Source organism: Arthrobacter sp. Y3223166 (assembly GCF_059090935.1).
In genome coordinates, this window is sequence record NZ_JBNHGE010000043.1 from 1 (window position 1) to 22792 (window position 22792).

Below are 22792 nucleotides of genomic sequence, written 5' to 3' on the forward strand. Positions count from 1 at the left end.
GGCGCCGGAGGCCTGGCGGGCTTCACCGGAGCGGGTCCGTCCGCCGCGGCCGCCGGACCGCATGGCCCGCTTGCGCTGGGCGTTGGCGCCGGTGGAAGTGCCGCCGCCGTGCTGCGGCAGGTTCGCTGCCTGCTGCTGGGCCCGCAACTGCGGATCGACCGGTGCGGCCACCTCGCCCACCAGTTTCACCAGCAGGTCCGAGGACGCGGTGACGCTTTCGAAGGCTACGTCCACGCCGGCCGCCTTCATCAGCTTGCCGACTTCCAGCCGTTGTTCCGGCAGCGCCAGGGTCACGACGGTGCCGTCGGAACCGGCGCGGGCGGTACGGCCGGAACGGTGCAGGTACGCCTTGTGTTCGGTGGGCGGATCCACGTGGATCACCAGTTCCACCTCGTCCACGTGCACGCCGCGGGCGGCCACGTCCGTGGCGACCAGCACGCGCACATGGCCGGAGGAGAACTCGGCGAGGTTGCGGTCGCGGGCGTTCTGCGACAGGTTGCCGTGCAGGTCCACCGCCGGGATGCCGGCGGCGGTGAGGGCCTTGGCCAGCTTCCGGGCGTGGTGCTTGGTGCGGGTGAACAGCACGCGGCGCCCGGCTCCGGCGGCCAGCCGGTTGAGCACCTGCTTCTTTTCGGAGGCATCGCGGGTTACGAGCACATGGTGTTCCATGGTGGTGACCGCGGCCTGCGGGTCGTCCACGGAGTGAGTCAGCGGGCTGGACAGGTAACGCTGCACCAGCTTGTCAACGCCGTTGTCCAGGGTCGCGGAGAACAGCATGCGCTGCCCGCCGGCCGGGGTGGTGTCCAGCAGCTTCTTCACCACGGGCAGGAAGCCCAGGTCGGCCATGTGGTCGGCCTCGTCCAGGACGGTGATTTCCACCGATTCCAGCGTGATGATCTTCTGCTTCATCAGGTCTTCGAGCCGGCCCGGGCAGGCAATCACGATGTCGACGCCGGCGCGCAGCGCCTTTTCCTGGCGTTGCTGCGAGACGCCGCCGTAGATCACCGTGGTGTTCAGGCCCAGCTCCGACGCCAGCGGCTCAATGGTGGCATTGAGCTGGGTGGCCAGCTCACGGGTCGGCGCCAAGACCAGGCCCAGCGGGCGTCCGGGTTTGCGGAAATGGGCGGCCTCGCGCTCGGCCAGCCTGGCGACCAGCGGCAGCGCGAACGCGAGCGTCTTGCCGGAGCCGGTGCGGCCGCGGCCCAGCACGTCCCGGCCGGCCAGCGTATCGGGCAGCGTCTCGGTCTGGATGGGGAACGGGGCGTCGATGCCATCGGCAGCGAGCTTCGAAGCAAGGGCCTTGGGCACGCCAAGGGCAACAAAAGTAGTCATAAGAAAGTGAGAATGTCTTCCGGTCAGTGTCCCCGCGGCAGGTTAGCCCAGGGTCGCCGAAGAAAAATCAGACAGTGCCAACCGCCCGGACCTGTCCGGTCACGTCGTTAGACGGAAAGCGGCGGCGCAATTGAAAGCGTTCATCGACGCAGGGAAACGCGTCAAAGTGCGCCTCCGAGTAGCACCAGTCTAGCAGCACGTCCGGGCCGCCCGCGCACGGGCGATACTCTGGTGGGGATGACCAGCGACTCCCCCACCCCTGATTTTCCCGCGAACGACGACGGTGCGCGCCTCGCGCAGCCCACCCACCTCGCCCGTCCGGTCAGCTTTGTGCGCCGCGGATCCCGGCTGCAGGGCCGCCGCCAGCAGGCCTGGGACGAATACGGCCCCAGGTTCGCCGTGGACCTCCCGCGCCACGGCGGCGACACCACCGTGGACCCGGACTATGTCTTCGACGCGGCGGCAGCCTTCGGACGCGAGGCACCCCTGATGGTGGAGATCGGATCCGGCCTCGGGGAGGCCGTCTGCCATGCGGCGGAGCAGCACCCGGAGTGGAACTTCCTGGCCCTGGAGGTCTACCGGCCGGGGCTGGCGCAGACCCTGCTGCGGATCGGCCAGCACGGCCTGTCCAACGTGCGGGTGGCGCAGGTCAACGCGCCTGACGCCCTCGCGAGCATGCTGCCCGAGTCCTCGGTCGCCGAGCTCTGGGTGTTCTTTCCCGACCCGTGGCACAAGACCCGCCACCACAAGCGGCGGCTGGTGCAGGAGAGCTTCGCGGACCTCGCCGCCCGCGTCCTGCAGCCGGGCGGAATTTGGCGCCTGGCCACCGACTGGTCCGACTACGCGATCCAGATGCGCCGGGTGGCCGACGCCTCGCCGGACTTTCGCAACCTGCATGCCGGCGAGCGCACCGGCAAGGACAGCCCGCTGACCCAGGTCTGGGAAAGCGGCGTGGAAGGCGTGGTGGGCGGCGCCCCGGTGCGCGAAGGCAAGATCCCGGTCAGTACCGGAAATGCCAGCACCGGTGAAGGCATGGATGAGCACGGCGGCTGGGCGCCCCGCTTCGACGGCCGGACCATGACCAGCTTCGAGCAGAAGGCCCACGACGCCGGGCGGATGATCTTCGACCTGGCCTACCGCCGGAACTGATCCCCGCCTGAGCTAAACCGCACTGGACCCCGCGGGCTCAGTCCGTAACCACTGCCGCCAGCGTTGTGTCCGCCCCGTTGCGCAGCTCCACCTGGACAATCTCGTCGGTGGCCATGGCGCAGGCTGCGGTGAGCGTGGCGCGGCCCGCCGGCGTCGCCTGCCAAGAGGCCACCTGGTAGGTGTAGCCGGTGTCTCCTGTCACCCAGAGGGTGAGTAGTCCGTCCCGCGGCAGCTGCTCCCCCGCTACCTGCATCTCGGTGCCCCACGCCTTGTGCACCAGCGCCAGCTCCAGCTGCAGGCCGCCGTCGGCGGTCATCACATAACTCTCCGTCGCCGGCGGCTGCTGCTGCTGGGTCAGCAACGGCCCGATGGCCGCCCCGGCGACCAGGCACACGCCCGCCACCGCCGCCACCAACCCGGCCCACCGCCGTCGCTCCTTCCGCCGCCGGCGGGCGAGTTCGTCCACCAGTTCCCGGGTGCGTTCCTCGACTTCGTGTTGCGGCGGTGCCGCCAGCTCCAAGGCGGCGTCGCGTGGCAGCGCGTCCAGCAGATCGGGCAGCGTTTCCAGCTCCGCGGCCTCCCGGCGGCACGCGGGGCAGGAGGCCAGGTGTTCTTCGAAGCCCGCCCGTTCGCGGCGGTCCAGTCCGCCCAGCACATAGAGGCCGAGCAGTTGGTGCTGTTCCTCGTTGGCATTCACTGCTGCCCCACCCCCATCTCGTCCAGTACGGCACGCAGGGCCTTGGCCGCGTAGAACGCCCGCGACTTCACCGTGCCCAGCGGAATGCCCAGCGACCGGGCGGCTTCGGACGACGTGAGCCGCTGGTAGTGCAGGGCGAGGATGATGTTGCGGTGCTCGGGGCTGATGCGTGCCAGCGCTTCCTCCATGACCACGCGGAGCAGGAGCCGCTCCAGCTGGTCTTCTTCGCTGGCCGGCTCGTCCTCGCCCAGGCCGGTCTCGCCCGGCCGCCGGGTGCGGCGCCGGTAGCCGTCGATAATGACATGCCGGGCGGTTTGGTAGAGGTAGCCGCGCATGTTGTCGGTTTCCGGGCCGCGCTTCCACACCCGCAGGATCGTCTCCTGCACCACGTCCTCCACCTGGTCCGCGTCGGAGGTCGCCGCGCGCACGAACCGGCGCAGCGCCGTGGCGTGGTCGCGGTAGAGGCGGGCCACGGCCTCGTCGTCCAATGCCACGGCCGCCTCCTTCCTCCCGGCAGCCCCGGCCGCCCCGCCGGCGGCGGACGTCCCAGTGCAGCGTCCCACACGGCGTCCTACCGGGTACGACGACGGCGGCGGCGTTCCGGTTCATCCAGCCCGCGGGATCCACTCCGCCCGACGTTGAACCATTGTGGGTGCGGCCGGCGTCTTTGCCAATAGCGGGCCGCGCGCCCCGCGGCACGACGTTCCGGGCACCGCCCGGGAGACCGCAAAAGGAACCCCATGAAAATCACGCAGACAGCCGCGGCAGCCCTGCTGGCCGCCGCCATGATGGGCCTCGCCGGGTGCGGAGGAGGCTCGGGTACGGAAACGCCTGCCGGCCCGGAGGCACCGCCGGCAGGCGAGGCGCCGACGACGGGCGCCCCCGGAATGACCACGCCGGCGGCGCCGGAGACAGACGGCGGGGAGACCGGCGGCGCGCAGGCATCCGGCGCCGCCTCTACCCTCACGACGGCCGAATCCGACCTGGGCGAAATCGTGGTGGACGGAGAAGGCATGACCGTTTACTACTTCACCAAGGATGTCCCGGACTCAGGCGAGAGCGCCTGCACGGGCGACTGCCTGGCCGCGTGGCCGCCCGTGCTGGCCGAGGAAGAGCCGGAACTCGACGGGGTCACCGCGGAGGTGGGCCTCATCGACACCCCGGACGGGCAACAGCAGGTGACGCTGAACGGCATGCCCATCTACTACTGGGCGCAGGACAAGGCCACGGGAGACACGACCGGACAGGGCGTGAACGACGTCTGGTTTGTGGTCGCCCCCGACGGCGAAATGATCAAGTAGCTCCACGCCGCCATCCTGCCCGCAGCCGCCTGCCCGGGGACGGCAGCTGCGGGCGTCCGATCACAGGCGCCGGCCGGACGGGTCAGCGCTGCGGCCGCCAGACCATCAGCGCCTGGCTGCGCGGACGCGGCCGCTGGCCGCGGGCCAGCGTCACCACGTCGCCGGCGAGGCCGGCGGCGAACACCCGGCTGGAGTCGGTGCCCCGGCGCTGCCGTGCCATCAGTTCCTCGGAAAGGTCCCGGACCTGGGCCTTGAGCGCGGCGACCTCGTTTTCCAGCTGGAGGATGCGCTTGATCCCTTCCAGCGAGACGCCCTCCTGGGACAGCCGCTGGACCTCACGCAGGGTGTTCACGTCCTTCTGCGAATAGCGGCGCTGCCTGCCCCGCTGGCGCGACGGAGAGACCAGGCCGAGACGGTCGTACTGGCGCAGCGTCTGCGGGTGCATGTCCGCCAGTTCGGCCGCCACCGAAATCACGAAGATCGGCGCGTTCATATCGATGCTCATGGTGCTCTCCCTCCTGCGCTTCGCGCGTTTCCCGTCCGGACTGTCCCGACCTGTCGTAACTTCCCGCTACAGCCTGGCCTTGGCGGCAAGATTCCCGCGCGGGTCGGACCCGGCAGTCGCCGCCGCGAAGGCGTTAACCGCGTCTTCGGCCTCTTTTCCAAGGTTCTGCGGGACCACCACGTCGATGGTCACGAGCAGGTCGCCGGTGTTCTTGGAGGTCTTCACCCCGCGTCCCTTCACGCGGAGCGTTCGGCCGGAGGGTGTTCCTGCCGGCACCTTGACCTTGACGAATTCACCCGTCAGGGTCGGCACGTCGATCTGCGCGCCCAGCGCGGCCTCCGGGAACGTGACCGGGACGTGGATCCGGATGTTGTCGCCGTCGCGCTGGAAGAACGGGTGGGGCTTGACGTTGACGGTCACCATCAGGTCGCCCGCGCCGGCGGGGCCGGCCTGGCCCTTGCCGCGGACGCGGACCTTCTGGCCGTCTTTAATCCCGGCCGGGATCCGCACGTCGATCACTTCGCCGCTGGGTTCGCGCAGCCCGATGGTGGTGCCGTTGATGGAACCGGCGAAGGAAATGCTGGTGGTTGCGGTGCGGTCGGCGCCCCTGCGCGGGGGCTGCTGCTGCGGGAAACCGCCGAAACCGCCGAACAGATCGGCGAACTCCGGCGGCACGGTGCCCGCGGAGCCGGGGCGGGTGCGGGTGCCTTGGCCGAACAGGTTGCCGAAGATGTCCTCGAAGCCGCCCGCGCCCGGCCCGCCGGCGCTGCCGGGACCGCCGGCGCTGAAGCGCGCGCCGCTGCCCATGGCGCGGATCGCGTCGTACTGCTCGCGCTCCCCCGGGTCCGAGAGGACCGAGTAGGCCTCGGAGATGTCCTTGAACTTCTTTTCCGAACCCTCATCCCCCCGGTTGGTATCCGGATGGTGGGTCCGCGCGAGCTTGCGGTACGCCTTCTTGATGTCCGCGTCGGATGCGTCCTTGGAGACACCGAGGATCTTGTAGAAGTCCTTCTCGACCCAGTCCTGGCTAGCCATGCAGGCGCCTCCTTTCAGTTGTCACAAAGTCTATGGGCACCGGCGCCCCCGGACGGTGACGGGTTGGCCTCCGAGCGTCCGAAGGCCAACCCGTCATCAGGGGCTGGGCGCCGTGGCGCCCGCTGCCGGTGTCATTCTGCCGGTACGGCTACCACTACCTGGGCGGCGCGCAGTACCCGGTCGCCGGCCCTGTAGCCCAGGCGCAGGACCTGGCTGACGGTGTCCAGCTCCACCTCGGCGTCGGGCTGCTGCATCAAGGCCTCGTGGATGTTCGGGTCGAATTCGACGCCGGTCTCCTCGATGCGGGCCAGGCCGTAGGTCTTGAGCACACCGTCCAGCTTGGTGGCAATGGCCGCGAACGGTCCGTCCGCGAGATCGCCGTGCTGGCGCGCCGCGTCGATGTCGTCCAAGACGGGCAGCAGCGAGTTCAGCACGCCGATGACGGCCATCTCGCCGGCCACGGCGCGGTCGCGTTCCACCCGCTTGCGGTAGTTCACGTACTCCGCCTGCAGCCGGAGCAGGTCGTTCTTCAACTCCTCGGCCTCCTGCGACGTGCTCCCCTGGGCAACAGATTCCCCGGCCGGGACCTCGGCCCCGTTCAGGATCTGCTCCGCCTGGGCCAGCGCGTCGGCGTCGGCGCCCTGGCCGGCCGCGGGGGTTTCTCCCGCGGCCTGCCCGGCGTTCCCGGCTGCTCCCGAAGCGCCGCGGACCTGTCCGGTTTCCGGATCGATCTTGCGGTTGTCGCGGAAGTTCACCGGCTCGCTCTGGTGTTCTTCTTCGTTACCTTTTTCCGCCATGGTTACTTCTTCTCGTCTTCGTCGACCACTTCGGCGTCCACGATGTCCTCGTCGGCCGCACCGGAGCCGGCATCGGAGGCACCGTCGCCGGCGGCCGCACCGTCACCGGCCGCGCCGGAGGCCTGCGCCTGCGAGTAGATGGCCTCGCCCAGCTTGGTCTGGGATGCCTGCAGCTTCTCGAACGCGGCCTTGACCTCGTCGTCGTTGTCCTGCTTTTCCAGTGCGGACTTCAGGGCGTCGACGTCGGCCTTGACCTCGGTCTTGACCTCTTCGGGCAGCTTGTCGTCGTTGTCGGCGAGCAGCTTGTCCACCGAGTAGGCCAACTGCTCGGCCGAGTTGCGGACGTCGGCGGCCTCGCGGCGCTTCTTGTCCTCGGCGGCGTGCTCTTCGGCCTCCCGCACCATGCGGTCGATGTCATCCTTGGACAGCGCGGTGCCGCCGGTGATGGTCATCGACTGCTCGGCGCCGGTGCCCTTGTCCTTGGCGGACACGTGCACAATGCCGTTGGCGTCGATGTCGAAGGTGACCTCGACCTGTGGCACGCCCCGCGGCGCCGGCGCGATGCCGGTCAGCTCGAAGGTGCCCAACGGCTTGTTGTCGCGGGTGAATTCGCGCTCGCCCTGGAAGACCTGGATGGCCACGGAGGGCTGGTTGTCATCCGCGGTGGTGAACGTCTCGGACCGCTTGGTCGGGATCGCGGTGTTGCGCTCGATCAGCTTGGTCATCACGCCGCCCTTGGTCTCAATGCCCAGCGACAGCGGGGTGACGTCGATCAGCAGGACGTCCTTGCGCTCGCCCTTCAGGACACCGGCCTGCAGGGCGGCGCCAACGGCCACGACCTCGTCGGGGTTCACGCCCTTGTTCGGCTCCTTGCCGCCGGCCATTTCCTTGACCAGTTCGACGACGGCGGGCATGCGGGTGGAGCCGCCGACCAGCACGATGTGGTCGATGTCGGAGACCTTGATGCCGGCTTCCGTGATCACGTCGTGGAACGGCTTCTTGGTGCGCTCGAGCAGGTCCGCGGTCAGGTCCTGGAACTTGGCCCGGCTCAGGTGCTCGTCCAGGTGCACCGGTCCCTCCGGGGTGACGGAGAGGTACTGCAGGGAGATGTTGGTGGAGGAGGCCGAGGACAGTTCCTTCTTGGCCTGCTCCGCCGCTTCCTTCAGGCGCTGCAGGGCGATCTTGTCCTTGGACAGGTCGGCGCCCTTGGACTTGGCCTGCTGCAGCAGGAAGTCGACAACCCGCTGGTCCCAGTCGTCGCCGCCGAGGCGGTTGTCGCCGGAGGTGGCGCGGACCTGGATGGTGGAGAATTCGTCCTCGTCCTTGCCGACCTCCAGCAGGGACACGTCGAAGGTGCCGCCGCCGAGGTCGAAGACCAGGATCAGTTCGTCTTCCTTGCCCTTGTCGAGGCCGTAGGCCAGGGCCGCCGCGGTGGGCTCGTTGACGATGCGCAGCACGTTCAGGCCGGCAATTTCGCCGGCTTCCTTGGTGGACTGGCGCTCGGCGTCGTTGAAGTACGCCGGCACGGTGATGACCGCGTCGGTGACCTTCTCGCCCAGGTAGGACTCGGCGTCGTGCTTGAGCTTCTGCAGGATGCGGGCGGAGATTTCCTGGGCGGTGTAGTTCTTGCCGTCGATCTCCACCTTCCAGTCGGTGCCCATGTGGCGCTTGACCGAGGCGATGGTGCGCTCGATGTTGTTGACGGCCTGGCGCTTGGCGATCTCGCCGACCAGCACCTCGCCCGACTTGGAGAACGCGACGACGGACGGCGTGGTGCGGCCGCCCTCGGCGTTGGCGATGACGGTGGGTTCGCCACCCTCCAGAACTGAAACAACGGAGTTGGTGGTTCCGAGGTCGATACCTACTGCACGAGACATACGCGTGTCCTTCCTTTGCGGCCGCCGCAACGGCCTGGATTACTGTGGCGGCCCGACCCCCGGACTATCCGGGCGGCGCCGCGGTGGCGGCAGCCGATGTGAGCCTTCTGCACTCAAGTTTACTCGGACAACAGGCTTTGTCAATCAAGTTGAGCGCACTGGACTCAACTTCTGCTCCGCCGGGTCCCGCGAGAGGCCCCGGCGGGACAACTTGGCCGGCCACCAGATCTTCGGTCCGAGGTCGTAGGAAAGCGCCGGGATCAGCAGCGACCGCACCAGGACCGTGTCCAGCAGGACCCCGAACGCCACGATGAACGCCAGCTGGACCAGGAACAGGATCGGGATCACCGCAAGCGCGGCGAAGGTCGCCGCCAGCACCACGCCGGCCGAGGTGATGACGCCGCCGGTGGAGCCCAGCCCCCGCAGGATGCCGGGCCGGGTGCCCAGCCGCAGGGATTCCTCGCGCACCCGGGTCATCAGGAAGATGTTGTAGTCGATGCCCAGCGCCACCAGGAACACGAAGCCGAACAGCGGCACCGATGCATCCGCCCCCGGGAAGCCGAAGACATGGTTGAACACCAGCGCCGAGACCCCCAGGGCGGTGAGGTAGGACAGCGCCACGGACAGCACCAGCAGCACCGGGGCCAGGATCGAGCGCAGCAGCAGGATCAGGATGAGCAGGATGACGCCCAGCACCATCGGGGTGATCTTCAGCAGGTCGGCCTGCGCCGTCAGATTGGTATCCAGCGCCACCGCGGTGACGCCGCCGACCAGCGCGCCCGGATCGGCGCCGTCCAGCGCCCCGCGCAGGTCGGCGACGGTGCCCTCGGCGGCTTCGGAGTCCGGCACGTCCCGGAGCGTGGCATTGATCAGCACCCGGCCGTCCAGTTCCACCACCGCGTCGCCGCGGGTGTAAAACTCCGCGGACGCCACGCCCTCCTGGTTGCGGACCACATCCAGCACCTCGTCCCGTGCCGCGGCATCGGCGACGACGACGGCGGGGCTGCCGGTACCGGCGTCGAAGTGCCGGCCCAAGGCCTCCTGCCCGTCGGCGGAATCCGTCTGCACCATCACCAGCTCCGACTGCGGCACGCCGTGCGCCTGCAGTTGCAGCACGCCCAGCGCCCCGGCCACCAGGACCAGCACCGAAGCCAGCCACGTCACCCGCGGCCTGCGGGCAACCAGCCGGGCCACCTGCAGCCAGAGCCCGCGCAGGCCCTCGGTCCCGGCCACGGGGCGGTCGGGCCGCGCGCGGTGCAGGTGGTGGCCGGGACGGGGGACGATCGGCCAGAAGGCGGCGCGGCCGGCCAGCAGCAGCACGGCGGGCAGGAAGGTCAGCGCGGCCAGCACGGCGAACACGATGCCGACCGCGGCGATCGGCCCGAGGCTGCGGTTGGAGTTAAGGTCCGAGAACAGCAGGCAGAGCAGGGCCAGGATCACCGTGGCGCCGGAGGCTGCGATCGGCTCGACGGACCCCCGGTAGGCGGTTTTCATTGCCGCCCATTTCGACTCCTGCCCGCCCAGTGCCTCGCGGTAGCGGGCCGTGAGCAGCAGGGCGTAGTCGGTGGCGGCGCCGATTACCAGGATGAACAGGATCCCCTGGCTCTGCCCGCTGAGCCGGATCCAGCCTTGCAGGGCGCACCAGTACACCACGAGGATGGCCGCATAGAGGGCGAACACGGAGGTGAGCAAAACCAGGAACGGCAGCAGGACCGCGCGGTAGACCAGCAGCAGGATGACAAACACGGCGCCCAGCGCCACGGCCAGCAGGAGCCCGTCGATCCCGCCGAAGGCCTCCACCAGGTCGGCGATGAATCCGGCCGGTCCGGTCACATAGCCGGTGGCGGAAGCCGGGAGTTCGGCCGCCAGCACGGCGCGCAGGCCGGCGACCGCCTCGCCGGTATCCAGGTCCTCGGGCACCGGGACGATGAACTGCACCGCTTCGAAGTCATCGGACGGAATCGGGCCGACCACCCCGGCGGCGCCACCTCCCGCAGGCCCGATGGCCTCCGACAGCTGTTCGGCCAGCGGGGCATACTCCGCCAGTTGCTGCGGCTGGAGCGGGTCGTCGAATTCGACCACGACGATGGCGGGGACCGCATCGGCATCCAGGAACCGCTCCTGCCATTCGCCCGCGGCGGTGGATTCGGCGCCGGCCGGAAGGAATCCCGCCTGGTCGTTGGTGGAGACCTCGGAGAGCTTGCCGAAGGTCGGTCCGCCCAGGCCCGCGGCGGCGAGCCAGGCAACCACAACCAGGGCGGGCAGGAGCATTCTGAGCCAACGGGCCATGGGAACCGGACCTCTGTCAGTCGACGGACTAAAACAAGCTCCACTATAGAGTAGTTCCAGCGTGGAGATAAGTCTCGGGTGAACTATCCTTGGAGAGGCTGCCGGAGGGAGGAACGTGGCGCACAGTGAAGAGCGGCTGCTGCTGTTGCTGCAGCAGTTCGTCGTGGAGAGCGAACGCTACATCGAAGCGGTCAGCCAGCGGGACGCCCTGCACCGCACCGACCTCAACGCCCTGGCCGCGATGGTCCGGGCCGCCGACGACGGCCGCACGGTGACGCCGGGCAGCCTGCGGAACGAGCTGCACCTCAGCTCGCCGGCGACCACCGCGCTGGTGGACCGGCTGGACCGCTCCGGCCACGTGAAGCGGACCCGCAGCGACACCGACCGCCGCAAGGTGCACCTGGAGCTGACGGACCTGGCCCGCGCCACCGGCGGCGCCATGTTCGCGCCGCTGGCCCGCAACATCGGCCGGGTGCTCTCCGACTATCCGGCGGAAGACCGGCAGCGGCTCGCGGCGTTCCTGGCGGACATCATCGCCGCCACCGAAACCGCCTGCGCCGAAGTCTCGTCGGCCGAGGTCACGTCGACCGACAAATAGCGCAACATTCCGGCACGGCAGCCGCCTGGCCGCGGGGGCGCGGAGTAGTCTCCCACTATGAAGGACGAGGTCTACTCCCACGGACACCACAAAAGCGTGGTCAAAGCCCATGCCATCCGGACCGCCGAGGACTGCGCGGCCTACCTGCTGCCGGAGCTCAAGCCGGGGATGATGCTGCTGGACGTGGGCTGCGGCCCGGGCAGCATCACCGTTGACCTGGCCGAGCGGGTGGCCCCGGGACAGGTGACCGGATTGGACCGGTCCGACGATGTCTTGACCCAGGCGGCCGAACTCGCCGCCCTGCGCGGAATCGAGAACGCCACCTTCGTCGCGGGCAACATCTATGACCTCGAGTTTGATGACGACACCTTCGACGTCGTGCACGCCCACCAGGTCCTCCAGCACCTGACCGACCCGGTGGCCGCGCTCTACGAGATGCGGCGGGTGGTCAAGCCGGGCGGCATCGTGGCCGTCCGGGACGCCGACTTCCACGGCATGAGCTGGTACCCGGAACTGCCCGAACTCGACGACTGGATGGAGACCTACCAGCAGCTGGCCCGCGGCAACCGCGCCGAACCGGACGCCGGCCGGCACCTCATCGCCTGGGCGCAGGCGGCCGGTTTCCACGACATCACTCCGTCGTCGTCCAACTGGCTGTACGCCACCGAGGAGCAGCGCCGCTGGCAGGGCGAGGTCTGGTCGGAGCGGGTCCTGCATTCCGGCTACGCGGAACAGTCGCTGGAGCGGGGACTGATCGACCGGTCCGGGCTGGAACGGATAGCCCGGGGATGGCTGACGTGGGCCGCTGCCCCGGATGCGTGGTTCCTGATTCCCAACGGCGAGATCCTGGCCCGCAAACCCTGATCCCGCCGGCGGGACGGAAGGACTGATATGCCTCACTACGACGTGATCATCGCCGGCGGCGGTCACAACGGCCTGGTGGCGGCCGCCTACCTTGCCCGCGCCGGGCGGAGCGTCCTCGTGCTCGAACGCGAAGACCAGGTCGGCGGCGCCGCGGTTTCGGCGGAAGTCTTCCCCGGCACCGGGGCCCGCATCTCGCGCTATTCCTACCTGGTCAGCCTGCTGCCGCGTCGCATCATCGAGGACCTGCGGCTGGACCTGCGGCTGCTGCGCCGGCGCTTCTCGTCCTACACTCCCCTGCCCGGGACCGCGGCGGGCCTGCTGGTGGACAACCAGGACCCGGACGCCACCCGCTCCTCCTTCGCCGCGGTGGGCGCGGCCACCGACTTCGAGCCCTTCACCGGGTTCTATCAGCGCACCGGCCGGCTGGCGCGGGCCCTCTGGCCCTCCGTCACCGAACCGCTGCCCCGCCGCTCCGAGGCGCGCAGCAGGGTCGGCGACGACGAGGCCTGGAACGACTTCATCGACCGGCCGATCGGCGAGGTCCTCGAGCGCAGTTTCGGCTCGGACCTGGTCCGCGGGGTGGTGCTCACCGACGCCCTGATCAGCACCTTTGCCGGCGCCCACGACGCCTCGCTGCAGCAGAACAAATGCTTCCTCTACCACGTGATCGGCGGCGGGACCGGTGACTGGGACGTGCCCGAAGGCGGCATGGGTGCGGTCAGCGCGGCGCTGGAAAAGGCGGCCCGCAGCGCCGGCGCGGAGCTGCGGACCCGGGCGCGGGTCACCTCCCTCTCCCCCGAGGGAGAGGTGACGTACGACGACGGCGGCGCGGGCGGCGTCGTCGTCTCGGCGGAGCGCGTGCTCGCCAACGTCTCCCCCGCCGTCCTCAACGGGCTGCTCGCCGCCGCCGGGGCCGGGCCGGCCACTCGGCCGGAAGCGGCGCCGGAAGGCGCGCAGGCGAAGGTGAACCTGCTGCTGTCCCGGCTGCCGAAGCTGCGCGATGGCCTGGTGGCGCCGGAGGCGGCGTTCGGCGGCACCTTCCACATCAACGAGTTGTACTCGCAGCTGGAAGGGGCCGCCGCCGAAGCGGCCGCGGGCCGGGTGCCGGATCCGCTGCCCGCCGAGATCTACTGCCACTCCTTGACCGACCCCTCCATCCTCTCGCCGGAACTGCAGGCAGCCGGAGCCCACACGCTCACCGTGTTCACGCTGCAGACCCCGCACCGGCTGATCACCGAGGAGAACAACGACGCGATGCGGCAGCGGCTGCAGGACGCCGTGCTGGCCTCGCTCAATTCCGTGCTCGCCGAGCCGATCGAGGACTGCATCCTGCGCGATCCACGCGGAGAGCCGTGCATCGAAACCAAGACCACCCTGGACCTCCAGCGGGAGCTGAACCTGACCGGCGGCAGCATCTTCCACGGTCCCCTGGACTGGCCGTTCGCCGAAGACGACGAACCGCTCGACACCCAGGCGCGGCGCTGGGGCGTGGGCACGGCGCACGAGCGGATCCTGCTCTGCGGGGCCGGCGCGCGGCGCGGCGGCGGGGTCAGCGGCCTGGGCGGCCACAACGCGGCCATGGCCGTGCTCGAGTCCCGCTGACCGAAACCTGCCGGTCCGCACCGTAGGATCATCTGGTGCAAATCTCCTTATGGCTGGCGCTGCTCGGCGCCACCCTGGTCATCAGCTTCACCCCCGGCGCCGGCGCCATCAACACCATGAGCAACTCGCTCAACGCCGGCTTCCGCCGTTCCATCTGGGGGATTTTGGGCCAGCAGGCCGCCCTGGTCATCCACGTGGTGATCGTGGCGTTGGGCCTGGGCCTGCTGGTATCCAATTCGCCGATGCTGTTCGCCGCCATCAAGTACGCCGGCGCGGTGTACCTGATCTACCTGGGCCTGCGGCAGTTCTTCGCCAAGCCGACGGGCACCGCGGAAATCGAAGAGTCGCGGCGCAACGAGCCCGCCTTCTCCATGTTCCGGCGCGGACTCTGGGTCAACCTGCTCAACCCGAAGGCGATCGTCTTCTTCCTGGCCTTCATGCCCGGCTTCATCCGGCTGGACCAGCCCCAGCTGCCGCAGTACCTGGTCCTGATCGCCACCGTGGTGGTGGTGGACATCCTCGTGATGTGGTTCTTCTTCGCTGCCGCGGCCCGGTCCTTCCAGCGCTTCACGCGGACCACGCGCGGGCTGATGATGATGAACCGGGTCTTCGGCACGCTGTTCATCGCCGTCGGCCTCATGCTGGCGTTCCTGTAGCCCGGTTCTCATAGACTCAAGGACATGTACCGCATCATCGCCGCCAGCGCCGGCTGCCCCTGCCGCCGCGGTCCCGTCCGGGGGCATCCCCCGGTCCGGGCCGCCGCCGCGACCGGATGCGGGGAAATCCGTGCGCACTAAGCCCGTACTGATCGCCGTCGACGGGCGCTCGGGGGCCGGCAAGACCACGCTGGCCGTGGAACTGGCAGCGATGCTGCGGGTCCACCGCACGGTATCGCTGTTCCACCTGGAGGACATCTACCCCGGCTGGCACGGCCTGGCCGGCGGGCAGCAGCGGTACCTGGAAACCGTGCTGCGGCCCCTGGCCGCCGGGGACAGCGCGCACTGGACCGCCTGGGACTGGGAAGCAAACGGCGACGGCGCCTCCCGCACCACGGAGCCGGCCGACGTGGTGGTGTTCGAGGGCGTCGGTGCCGCCCATGCCGCTGCCCGCGGGCTGCTCGACGCCGTGATCTGGCTGCAGGCGCCCTCCGCCGACCGGCGCACCCGCGCCCTGTCCCGGGACGGCGCTGCGTATGAACCGTTCTGGGACGTCTGGGCGGAGCAGGAAGAGGCCTGGCTGGCCGGCGACGACGTCGCGGCGGCCGCCGACGTCGTCGTAGAAGCCGGTCCCTCCGGCACCGATCCCCGGCAGGTGCTCCACGCGCTGGCCTCGGTGCCCGCCCTGGAACACGCTTTGGCCCCGGAGCGCGCGGCCCGCGAGGGCGTCCGCCTGGTCGCCGAACGCCTGGCCGCCTATCCGGACGCCGAAGACATTTACCGGCGCCTGTACGCCGGCTCCGGCCGCAGCGTCTGGCTGGACAGTTCAAATACCCGTGAATCCGCCGACCGGAACCGGATCAGCGTCCTGGCCGACGATGGCGGAGCCTTCGGCGCCTGGGCCGAACACCGCAACGGCACCACCGTGGTCGGCCAGGGCAACGCCACCGCCCGGATCCGTGGCGGTTTCTTCCGCTGGCTGGACACCGTGTGGGGACGCCGCACCGTCACCCTGCCGGCCGGGGTCCCCGGGAACTTCGCCCTGGGCTGGCTGGGCTACCTGGGCTACGGGCTCAAGCGCGAGACCGGGGGCTCGGACGCCGGTGCCGAGGTGCCGGACGGGGCGCCGGATGCCGCTCTGCTGTTCGCCGGCCGGGCCGTCGTACTCGACCACGGGCGGCAGTGCACGTGGCTCCTCGCGTTGGCCGGCCCGTCCGCGGGGGACGACGCCGACGCTTGGCTCGCCGCTACCGGTGCGGTGGTCAGCGGACTGTCCCCGGCCGCCGGCCACGCCCCGGCTCCGGCCGCGCCGCCACAGGCGCCGGAATTCCGTTCCCGCGACACGCGCGAGGCCTATCTGGCCAAAATCCGGGAAGCGCAGGCGGAAATCACCGAGGGAAACACCTACGAGGTCTGCCTGACCACGGAGCTGCAGGCGACTGCGGCGGAACCGCTGGATCCGCTGGACACCTACCTGGCCCTGCGCAGCCGCAACCCCGCGCCCTTTGCCAGCCTCCTGCGGTTCGGGCGGCTCACCGTGGCCAGCACGTCGCCCGAGCGGTTCCTGGGCCTCGACGCCCGTGGCCGGCTGCGGGCCGAACCGATCAAGGGCACGCGCCGCCGCCTCCAGGATCCCGACGCCGATGCCGCCGTCGTAGAGGAACTCGCCGGCAGCGCCAAGGACCGCGCCGAGAACATCATGATCGTGGACCTGCTGCGCAACGACCTGAGCCACTTTGCCGTGCCGGGCTCGCTGCAGGTCAGCCGGCTGTGCGCCATAGAGTCCTACGCGACGGTGCACCAGATGGTGTCCACGATCGACGCGCAGCTGTTGCCCGGGGCGGTGCGGGCGGAGGCCGTGGCCGCTGCTTTTCCCGCCGGATCGATGACGGGCGCCCCGAAGATCAGCACCATGGACATCCTGGATCGGCTGGAGACCGGACCGCGCGGCGTCTACTCGGGTGCCGTGGGCTACTTTTCGCTGGACGGGGCCGCGGACCTGTCCGTGGTGATCCGCACCCTCGTGATGGACGGCAACCGGTTGAGCCTGGGCGTTGGCGGCGCGATCACGGCCGATTCCGTGCCCGAAGACGAATGGGACGAGGTCCGCGCCAAGGCCTACGGGGTGCTCTCGGCGCTCGGGGCAACGTTTCCGGAGTAACGCAGTTCACCGCGGCGCACCCGCGGCCGGACTTCAAGCGGCAGATCCTGGCGGCGTTCATGGAGGGCAACAAGCACCGCCCCGAGCGGGGCCCGGTTACTGCAGCGTGGCCGTCAGCCTGGCCACGTTGTCCACGTAGCGCTGCCAGCGGGGCCGCTGCCTCCACTCCTCGAGCGTGAGCTCCCGGGAAATGACCCGATAGCTGTCCTGGATCTCCGAGACCTGCTCAACGATGTGGTCCCCGAGCATCATGACGGAGACCTCCATGTTCAGGGAGAAGGAGCGCATGTCCATGTTGCTGGAGCCGATGACCGCGACCTCATCGTCCACGGTGAAGTGCTTGGCGTGCAGCACCAGCGGCTTCGGGTAGCGGTAGATCCGCACGCCGGCCTCCAGCAACGCCTGATAGTAGGACTGCTGGGCGTGATGGACCAGCAACTGGTCGCCGCGTTCGGATACGAACAATTCGACCTCGACGCCGCGCTGGGCCGCCGTCGTAATGGCATAGAGCAGCGAGTCATCCGGCACGAAGTACGGGCTGCAGATGGACAGCCGCTCCACCGCCGCGTAGATGAGCGTGTTGAACAAGCGCAGGTTGTTCTCGGTTGCGAAGCCGGGGCCGCTGGGCAGGGCCTGGCAGGTCATGGGGCCGGGCTCGCGGAAGGGGGCCGGGGTGAACAGCTCGCCTTCGAGCGTGTCGTCGGTTTCGCTGGACCAGTCGGTGGCGAACACCACGTTCAGCGCCGTGACGATGGGCCCTTCGTAGCGCGCCATCAGTTCCACCCATTTGCGGCCGATCTTATGGCTGGACGTGCGGCGGTAGCCGGGCTCGATCAGGTTCTGCGACCCGGTGAACGCCACCCGGCCGTCCACCACCAGGATCTTGCGGTGGTTGCGCAGGTCGATCCGGCGCCACTGGCCCCGGACCGGCAGCACGGGCAGCATGCGGCGCCAGTCGATGTCGGTGGTCTCCAGCCAGCGGCGGAACTTGCGGTAGCCGGCGACGCGGAGGGTGCCGATGTGGTCGAACAGCAGGCGCACGCGGACACCCCGGGCGGCGGCTTCTTCCAGGGCGGTGAAGAGCTTGCCGGTGGTTTCGTCGCGGCTCATGATGTAGAACTCGATGTTCACGAACTCACGCGCCTCGCGCACGGCCTCGGTCATCGCGGCAATGGACTCGTCGTAACCCGGATACAGCTCCACGTGGTTGCTGTCCACCATGGGGAAGGCGCCGAGCCGCCGGTTCAACTCTGCAGCCGAATGCACCCAGGCCGGGGCTTCCTGCTCGCTGGTCGGCTCCTTGAGGTTGCGGGTGGCGGCCCACACCCGGCCGTTGATCTCCGACTGCTTGGCGATCCGGCGCTCCGAGAGGCGGTACCGGCCGAACATGAAGAAGAGCAGCAGCCCGATCAGCGGGATGAAGAAGATGGCCAACAGCCAGGCCATGGCGGTATTGGGGCGGCGGTTCCCGGGAATCACGCCCAGGGCGATGACGCGGATGGCCATATCCACGACGCCCAGAATCACGACGGCCCACTCGGGGAATGTGCCCAGCCCCGCAAACGACCACAGCACGCGGCTGTTCCTCCCCTCCCGCCGTGTGCCGGCGCAATCCTCCCAGCCTACCCGGCGTTTGGGGGCGGACTCACTAAGCTGGAGCCATGACAGTTCTGGTGTTTTTGGACCCTGCCCACGAGGCGGGACGTGTCGCAGATGCCTCCCGGCCCCAGCTGATGGCCACCGATCTCGGGGCCACCCGCGGAGACGGCATCTTCGAGTCCCTGCTGGCGGTCAACGGGGTCCCGCGCAAGCTGCGGGCGCACCTGGACCGGCTTGCCGGCTCCGCCCGGGCCATGGACCTGCAGCTTCCCTCCCCGGACGCCTGGGAGCGTGCCATCGCGACGGCAATCGCCGAGCACCCGCCGGCCGAGGAGCTGGTAATCAAGCTGCTGGTGACCCGCGGCGTGGAAGGTGCACCCACACCCACGGCCTGGGTTCAGGCCTCGCTGCCGCCGGCGGCAGGGCGGCGCCAGCGCACCGACGGCATTTCCGTGCTGCTGCTCGACCGCGGGTACGACAGCTCGCTGGCCGAACGCGCCCCGTGGCTGCTCATGGGGGCCAAGACTCTCTCCTACGCGGTCAACATGGCGGCGCTGCGTTATGCGCACAAGAACGGCGCCGACGACGCCATCTTCACGTCCAGCGACGGCCGCGTGCTGGAAGGGCCCACGTCCACGGTGCTGATGGCGCGGGTGCGCGACGGCGTGAAGACGCTGGTGACGCCGCTGCTGGAGAGCGGCATCCTGCCGGGCACGTCCCAGTCGGTGCTGTTCAAGGCGGCAGAAGCCGCCGGGTGGCAGCTGGGCTATGGCCCGCTGGAGCCGCACGACCTCTATGAAGCCGATGCCGTCTGGCTGGTTTCGAGCATCCGCCTGCTTGCCCCGGTCAAGAGCATCGACGGTAAGGAAATCCCCGTCTCCCCCGATCTGACCCAGGAACTGACGGCGCTGCTGGCCCAGGGCAGCCAGGAGGAGTAACCGGTGAGGAAACATCGCGCTTGACGCTGCCCCGACCGGGTCTTCCGAGGAGCCACCGCCCATGATCATGAAGCTTGAATGCGTCTGCATGCCGACCCTCGACGTTGAGGCCTCCGTCAGGTTCTATGCCGGACTCGGGATGCGGGAGTCCTGGCGGATCAACCGCAAGACGCCGGCAGGACTGGCATGGACCCTGGTGGGCATGCGTTTTCCGGACGGGAACAGTTCCGAACTCGTCCTCAGCGACAACCCCGACAACCGGCGCCTCGAGGTCGAAGTCTTCGTGGGCGATGTCCGGCGCGCCTACGAGGAGCTGTCTTCCAACGGCGGAGTGGAATGGATCGAGGCGCCCTTCGCCACCGAGTCGGGGCATGTGGCCGTGATGCGTGCGCCCGACGGCAACGTCTTCGTCCTGGTCGGTTCGTAGGACGCCGTCCTGCCGTCGGACTGATGAAAAATGCCCCTCGGCCTGGACGCCTTCCGGGATCGATACCCGCTTCGACCACCGCGTTGGTGCAGTGTTAGGGTCGATTGGACCGAAAGATCAGCATGCTGTCGTTCCGTCCGGGGCGGCAGCCCTGAGAAGGAGGACAATGAAGGCTCTGACGTGGCAAGGGAAGCGCTCGGTCAGCGTGGAGGAGGTCCCGGATCCGCGGATCCAGGAGCCCACGGACGCGATCGTGAGGATCACCTCGACCGGCATCTGCGGCTCCGACCTGCACCTCTACGAGGTGCTCACTCCGTTCATGGACAAGGGCGACATCATCGGACATGAGCCCATGGGGATCGTGGAGGAGGTCGGCTCGGCCGTCACGCACATCAAGGCCGGGGACCGGGTGGTCATCCCGTTCAACGTCTCCTGCGGCCACTGCTTCATGTGCCAAAAGGGCCTGCAGTCCCAGTGCGAGACCACCCAGGTCCGCGAGTACAACAACAATGCCCAGTTCCTGGGCTACTCGCGGCTTTACGGCTCGGTGCCCGGCGGACAGGCCGAGTACCTGCGGGTGCCGCACGCGGACTACGGACCCATCAAGGTGCCCCACGCCGGTGAGGACGAGCGCTACCTGTACCTCTCCGATGTGGTGCCCACCGCGTGGCAGGCCGTGCAGTACGCGGCTCCACCGGAGGGCGGTTCCCTGGCCGTGCTCGGCCTTGGTCCCATCGGCCAGATGTCCGCCCGGATCGGCCGGCACCTCGGCTACCGGGTGCTCGCGGTGGACCCCGTGGCGGAGCGGCGGGCAATGGCGGAGCGCCACGGCATCGAGACGCTGGACCTGCACGGCGACGTCGCGGACGACCTGCGGGAGCGCACGGACGGCCGCGGGCCGGACTCGGTGGTGGACGCCGTGGGCATGGAGGCGCACGGCTCGCCCGTGGCCGGCGCGGTCCACCAGGCGGTGGGGCTGCTGCCGTCCGCCGTGGGCCGCAAGGCGATGGAGGCGGCAGGGGTGGACAGGCTCGACGCGCTCTACACCGCCATCGACGCCGTCCGGCGCGGCGGCACGATCTCGATCAGCGGCGTGTACGGCGGGATGAAGGACCCCCTGCCGATGCTGACCATGTTCGACAAGCAACTCCAGTTGCGGATGGGCCAGTGCAACGTGAAGCGGTGGATCGACGATCTGCTGCCGCTGGTCGACCACCCGTCGGACCCGCTGGGCGTGCTCGACCTGGCGACCCACCAGGTTCCGTTGGAGCAGGCGCCGGAGATGTACGAGAAGTTCCAGAAGAAGGAGGACGGCTGCATCAAGGTGGTGCTCAAGCCGTAGTCCTAAACGGATCGGCGGACCCCGGCTGTCATGGGTCGCCGGGGTCCGCCGTACCGGTTCAAACGAAGATAAAGTTCCAGGTCCCGGCGGCCACGGCGGCGGCGGCGGCCGCGCCGGCGACGACCGCGCCGCCCAGCAACACCCACACATCCACCATGCTGTAGGTGGATTCGCGCGCCCAGGTCCGGGGCCCGGCGCCGAAGCCGCGGGCCTCCATCGCGACGGCCAGCCGGGTGGCCCGGCGGATGGCCTGCACGATCAGGCCGAACGCCTGGCCCGCGAACGCGCCCGCCTTGGCCAGCGGCCGGTTCTCCGCCCCGACACCGCGGGCGCGGCGCGCCAGACCGAGGGTGCGCCATTCCTCCACCAGCAGCCCCACCAGCCGCATGGCGGCCAGCGCTCCCAGCACGAACCGGTGGGGAAGCTTCAGCTTCTGCGCCAAGGCGTCCGCCAGGTCCGTCGGGTCGGTCGTCAGGAGCAGGAAAATGCCCGGCAGCGCAACGGCAAGCGACCGCAGTCCGATCGCAACGCCGCCGGCCACCGAGTCCTCGGTGAAGATCAGCGGACCGAACCGGAACAGCACGGCCCCGGTCTTCTCGGCCAGCAAGGCGGTTGCCCAGGCCCCGACGGCAGCCGCCGCAAGCAGCGGCCAGCCGCGCTTCAGCAGCAGCCATGGGCTGACACCCAGCACGGGCATCAGCAACAGTTCGGCGGCCAGCACCACGGAGGCGCTGACCCAGTCCACACTGAGCATGACCACCACGGTGACCAGGGCGGCGGCGGCCAGCTTCGATACCGGGTTGGCGCGGCTGAACGGGGAGGCGGCCAGCCGCGGGTTCATCAGGTCCATGCTCATGCTGCCCTCCCAAGCGGCTGGGCCGGGCGGACGCCGCCGTCCGCCACCCGGATGACGGCGCCGCCGAGCGCGGCGGTGAAGTCGTCGTCGTGCGTCACCGAGACCACGCTCCGGCCCTCGGCCACCAGCTCGGCCAGCAGCGTGACCAGTTCGGCCCAGGTGTTGGCGTCCTGTCCGAAGGTCGGCTCGTCCAGCATCAGGATGTCCGGGCCGGTGGCCAGCATGGTGGCTACCGACAGCCTGCGTTTCTCGCCGCCCGAGAGGGTGAACGGGTTGGCCTGCAGCAGGCGGGTCAGCCGGAGCCGCTCGGCGATCGTGTCCACGCGCTGCCGGACGGTCGCCTCGGGCAGTTTGGCCACGCGGCGGGGACCGAATTCCAGTTCGTCGAGCACCGTGCCGGTGAGGAACTGGTGTTCGGGTTCCTGGAAGACGCTGCCGATCCGGGTCACCAACTGCGCGGACTTCCACTTCGCCGGGGACAAGGCGGCACCGCGCTGCAAGGCCGGCGTCGCCGAGAGATCCCCTCCCGCGGGTGCCAGCAGGCCGGCGAGGGTGAGGGCCAAGGTGGATTTGCCGGCACCGTTCGCGCCGGTGACGCTGAGCGCCTGCCCGGCCAACAGGTCCAGGTCCACCCCGCGCAGCACCGGCGCGGCTTTCCGGTTCCGCGACACGTCCAGTGCGGCCGCCCGCAGCAACGGCCCGCCCGGCGCGGGCGCCGCGGGCAGCTCCAGCCGCGGGGTATGACCGGGAACCCAGACGCCGGCCTC

The 22792-nt window shown here is 69.6% G+C and carries 21 protein-coding genes; 10 read left to right on the top strand and 11 right to left on the bottom strand.

The genetic code is table 11. The features are described from left to right. Nucleotides 1-1332: DEAD/DEAH box helicase (locus AC5RUH_RS14365; protein WP_494128918.1), on the bottom strand; the 1332-nt coding region annotated here is incomplete at its 3' end. A gap of 237 nt (nucleotides 1333-1569) precedes the next feature. On the opposite strand from AC5RUH_RS14365, the gene trmB reads away from it, so the two are divergent. Further along, a complete protein-coding gene (gene trmB / locus AC5RUH_RS14370) occupies nucleotides 1570-2481 on the top strand; it encodes a tRNA (guanosine(46)-N7)-methyltransferase TrmB (protein ID WP_494128919.1) in 912 nt (303 codons plus the stop codon). 37 nt (nucleotides 2482-2518) lie between these two features. Here the strand turns inward: trmB and AC5RUH_RS14375 are convergent, their stop codons facing one another. After that, nucleotides 2519-3178 carry a zf-HC2 domain-containing protein gene (locus AC5RUH_RS14375; protein ID WP_494000689.1) on the bottom strand — a complete coding sequence of 220 codons (660 nt, stop codon included), beginning with the start codon at nucleotides 3176-3178 and terminating at the stop codon, nucleotides 2519-2521. Then, nucleotides 3175-3672: a sigma-70 family RNA polymerase sigma factor gene (locus tag AC5RUH_RS14380; protein ID WP_494000690.1), complete on the bottom strand. Its 498-nt coding sequence runs from the start codon at nucleotides 3670-3672 to the stop codon at nucleotides 3175-3177. Before AC5RUH_RS14380 ends, AC5RUH_RS14375 begins: the two co-directional genes overlap by 4 nt. A gap of 246 nt (nucleotides 3673-3918) precedes the next feature. Between AC5RUH_RS14380 and AC5RUH_RS14385 the strand changes: the two genes are divergently transcribed. Continuing rightward, nucleotides 3919-4479: a COG4315 family predicted lipoprotein gene (locus AC5RUH_RS14385; RefSeq protein WP_494128920.1), complete on the top strand. Its 561-nt coding sequence runs from the start codon at nucleotides 3919-3921 to the stop codon at nucleotides 4477-4479. Nucleotides 4480-4561: 82 nt separating this feature from the next. Here the strand turns inward: AC5RUH_RS14385 and AC5RUH_RS14390 are convergent, their stop codons facing one another. The 5 genes from AC5RUH_RS14390 to AC5RUH_RS14410 all read right to left on the bottom strand — a co-directional run bounded on the left by AC5RUH_RS14390 (nucleotide 4562) and on the right by AC5RUH_RS14410 (nucleotide 10982). After that, complete coding sequence (locus AC5RUH_RS14390; protein ID WP_493978112.1) at nucleotides 4562-4984, bottom strand: heat shock protein transcriptional repressor HspR; 423 nt, start codon at nucleotides 4982-4984, stop codon at nucleotides 4562-4564. Between the two features lie 66 nt (nucleotides 4985-5050). Beyond that, complete coding sequence (locus AC5RUH_RS14395) at nucleotides 5051-6019, bottom strand: DnaJ C-terminal domain-containing protein (RefSeq protein ID WP_494000692.1); 969 nt, start codon at nucleotides 6017-6019, stop codon at nucleotides 5051-5053. A gap of 131 nt (nucleotides 6020-6150) precedes the next feature. Continuing rightward, nucleotides 6151-6816, bottom strand: coding sequence for a nucleotide exchange factor GrpE (locus AC5RUH_RS14400; protein ID WP_494022349.1), 666 nt, complete (start codon nucleotides 6814-6816; stop codon nucleotides 6151-6153). A 2-nt stretch (nucleotides 6817-6818) separates the two neighbouring features. After that, nucleotides 6819-8693, bottom strand: a complete 1875-nt coding sequence (gene dnaK / locus AC5RUH_RS14405; RefSeq protein WP_494000694.1) for a molecular chaperone DnaK — start codon at nucleotides 8691-8693, stop codon at nucleotides 6819-6821. 144 nt (nucleotides 8694-8837) lie between these two features. Next, the gene (locus AC5RUH_RS14410; protein ID WP_494128921.1) at nucleotides 8838-10982 is read right to left on the bottom strand and encodes an MMPL family transporter; all 2145 of its coding nucleotides are present in this window, start codon (nucleotides 10980-10982) and stop codon (nucleotides 8838-8840) included. 115 nt (nucleotides 10983-11097) lie between these two features. Here AC5RUH_RS14410 and AC5RUH_RS14415 point away from each other — a divergent pair, with 115 nt between their 5' ends. The 5 genes from AC5RUH_RS14415 to pabB all read left to right on the top strand — a co-directional run bounded on the left by AC5RUH_RS14415 (nucleotide 11098) and on the right by pabB (nucleotide 16863). Beyond that, a complete protein-coding gene (locus AC5RUH_RS14415) occupies nucleotides 11098-11580 on the top strand; it encodes a MarR family winged helix-turn-helix transcriptional regulator (RefSeq protein WP_494128922.1) in 483 nt (160 codons plus the stop codon). Nucleotides 11581-11637: 57 nt separating this feature from the next. Next, a complete protein-coding gene (locus AC5RUH_RS14420) occupies nucleotides 11638-12444 on the top strand; it encodes a class I SAM-dependent methyltransferase (protein ID WP_494073992.1) in 807 nt (268 codons plus the stop codon). 27 nt (nucleotides 12445-12471) lie between these two features. After that, nucleotides 12472-14046, top strand: coding sequence for a phytoene desaturase family protein (locus AC5RUH_RS14425; protein WP_494128923.1), 1575 nt, complete (start codon nucleotides 12472-12474; stop codon nucleotides 14044-14046). Nucleotides 14047-14081: 35 nt separating this feature from the next. Continuing rightward, on the top strand, nucleotides 14082-14702 hold the full coding sequence (locus AC5RUH_RS14430) for a LysE family transporter (protein ID WP_494022345.1): 621 nt from the start codon (nucleotides 14082-14084) through the stop codon (nucleotides 14700-14702). 130 nt (nucleotides 14703-14832) lie between these two features. Beyond that, nucleotides 14833-16863, top strand: coding sequence for an aminodeoxychorismate synthase component I (pabB, locus tag AC5RUH_RS14435; protein ID WP_494128924.1), 2031 nt, complete (start codon nucleotides 14833-14835; stop codon nucleotides 16861-16863). Between the two features lie 96 nt (nucleotides 16864-16959). Here the strand turns inward: pabB and cls are convergent, their stop codons facing one another. Next, complete coding sequence (gene cls / locus AC5RUH_RS14440) at nucleotides 16960-18438, bottom strand: cardiolipin synthase (RefSeq protein ID WP_494073988.1); 1479 nt, start codon at nucleotides 18436-18438, stop codon at nucleotides 16960-16962. Nucleotides 18439-18524: 86 nt separating this feature from the next. On the opposite strand from cls, the gene AC5RUH_RS14445 reads away from it, so the two are divergent. The 3 genes from AC5RUH_RS14445 to AC5RUH_RS14455 all read left to right on the top strand — a co-directional run bounded on the left by AC5RUH_RS14445 (nucleotide 18525) and on the right by AC5RUH_RS14455 (nucleotide 21169). Next, on the top strand, nucleotides 18525-19400 hold the full coding sequence (locus tag AC5RUH_RS14445) for an aminodeoxychorismate lyase (protein WP_494000702.1): 876 nt from the start codon (nucleotides 18525-18527) through the stop codon (nucleotides 19398-19400). 61 nt (nucleotides 19401-19461) lie between these two features. After that, a complete protein-coding gene (locus AC5RUH_RS14450; protein ID WP_494128925.1) occupies nucleotides 19462-19827 on the top strand; it encodes a VOC family protein in 366 nt (121 codons plus the stop codon). Between the two features lie 166 nt (nucleotides 19828-19993). Further along, on the top strand, nucleotides 19994-21169 hold the full coding sequence (locus AC5RUH_RS14455; protein WP_494025310.1) for a zinc-dependent alcohol dehydrogenase: 1176 nt from the start codon (nucleotides 19994-19996) through the stop codon (nucleotides 21167-21169). A gap of 58 nt (nucleotides 21170-21227) precedes the next feature. Here the strand turns inward: AC5RUH_RS14455 and AC5RUH_RS14460 are convergent, their stop codons facing one another. After that, nucleotides 21228-22025 (bottom strand): energy-coupling factor transporter transmembrane component T family protein, encoded by a 798-nt coding sequence (locus AC5RUH_RS14460; RefSeq protein ID WP_494000705.1) that lies wholly within the window; start codon nucleotides 22023-22025, stop codon nucleotides 21228-21230. Beyond that, on the bottom strand, nucleotides 22022-22792 hold a 771-nt coding region (locus AC5RUH_RS14465), incomplete at its 5' end, for an ABC transporter ATP-binding protein (protein ID WP_494128926.1). The genes AC5RUH_RS14460 and AC5RUH_RS14465, both read right to left, overlap by 4 nt.

Coding starts and splice junctions, on each gene's coding strand:
- trmB (WP_494128919.1), top strand. CDS start 1,570: ATGACCAGCGACTCCCCCACCCCTGATTTTCCCGCGAACGACGACGGT.
- AC5RUH_RS14385 (WP_494128920.1), top strand. CDS start 3,919: ATGAAAATCACGCAGACAGCCGCGGCAGCCCTGCTGGCCGCCGCCATG.
- AC5RUH_RS14390 (WP_493978112.1), bottom strand. CDS start 4,984: ATGAGCATCGATATGAACGCGCCGATCTTCGTGATTTCGGTGGCGGCC.
- AC5RUH_RS14395 (WP_494000692.1), bottom strand. CDS start 6,019: ATGGCTAGCCAGGACTGGGTCGAGAAGGACTTCTACAAGATCCTCGGT.
- AC5RUH_RS14400 (WP_494022349.1), bottom strand. CDS start 6,816: ATGGCGGAAAAAGGTAACGAAGAAGAACACCAGAGCGAGCCGGTGAAC.
- dnaK (WP_494000694.1), bottom strand. CDS start 8,693: ATGTCTCGTGCAGTAGGTATCGACCTCGGAACCACCAACTCCGTTGTT.
- AC5RUH_RS14410 (WP_494128921.1), bottom strand. CDS start 10,982: ATGGCCCGTTGGCTCAGAATGCTCCTGCCCGCCCTGGTTGTGGTTGCC.
- AC5RUH_RS14420 (WP_494073992.1), top strand. CDS start 11,638: ATGAAGGACGAGGTCTACTCCCACGGACACCACAAAAGCGTGGTCAAA.
- AC5RUH_RS14425 (WP_494128923.1), top strand. CDS start 12,472: ATGCCTCACTACGACGTGATCATCGCCGGCGGCGGTCACAACGGCCTG.
- AC5RUH_RS14445 (WP_494000702.1), top strand. CDS start 18,525: ATGACAGTTCTGGTGTTTTTGGACCCTGCCCACGAGGCGGGACGTGTC.
- AC5RUH_RS14450 (WP_494128925.1), top strand. CDS start 19,462: ATGATCATGAAGCTTGAATGCGTCTGCATGCCGACCCTCGACGTTGAG.
- AC5RUH_RS14455 (WP_494025310.1), top strand. CDS start 19,994: ATGAAGGCTCTGACGTGGCAAGGGAAGCGCTCGGTCAGCGTGGAGGAG.
- AC5RUH_RS14460 (WP_494000705.1), bottom strand. CDS start 22,025: ATGAGCATGGACCTGATGAACCCGCGGCTGGCCGCCTCCCCGTTCAGC.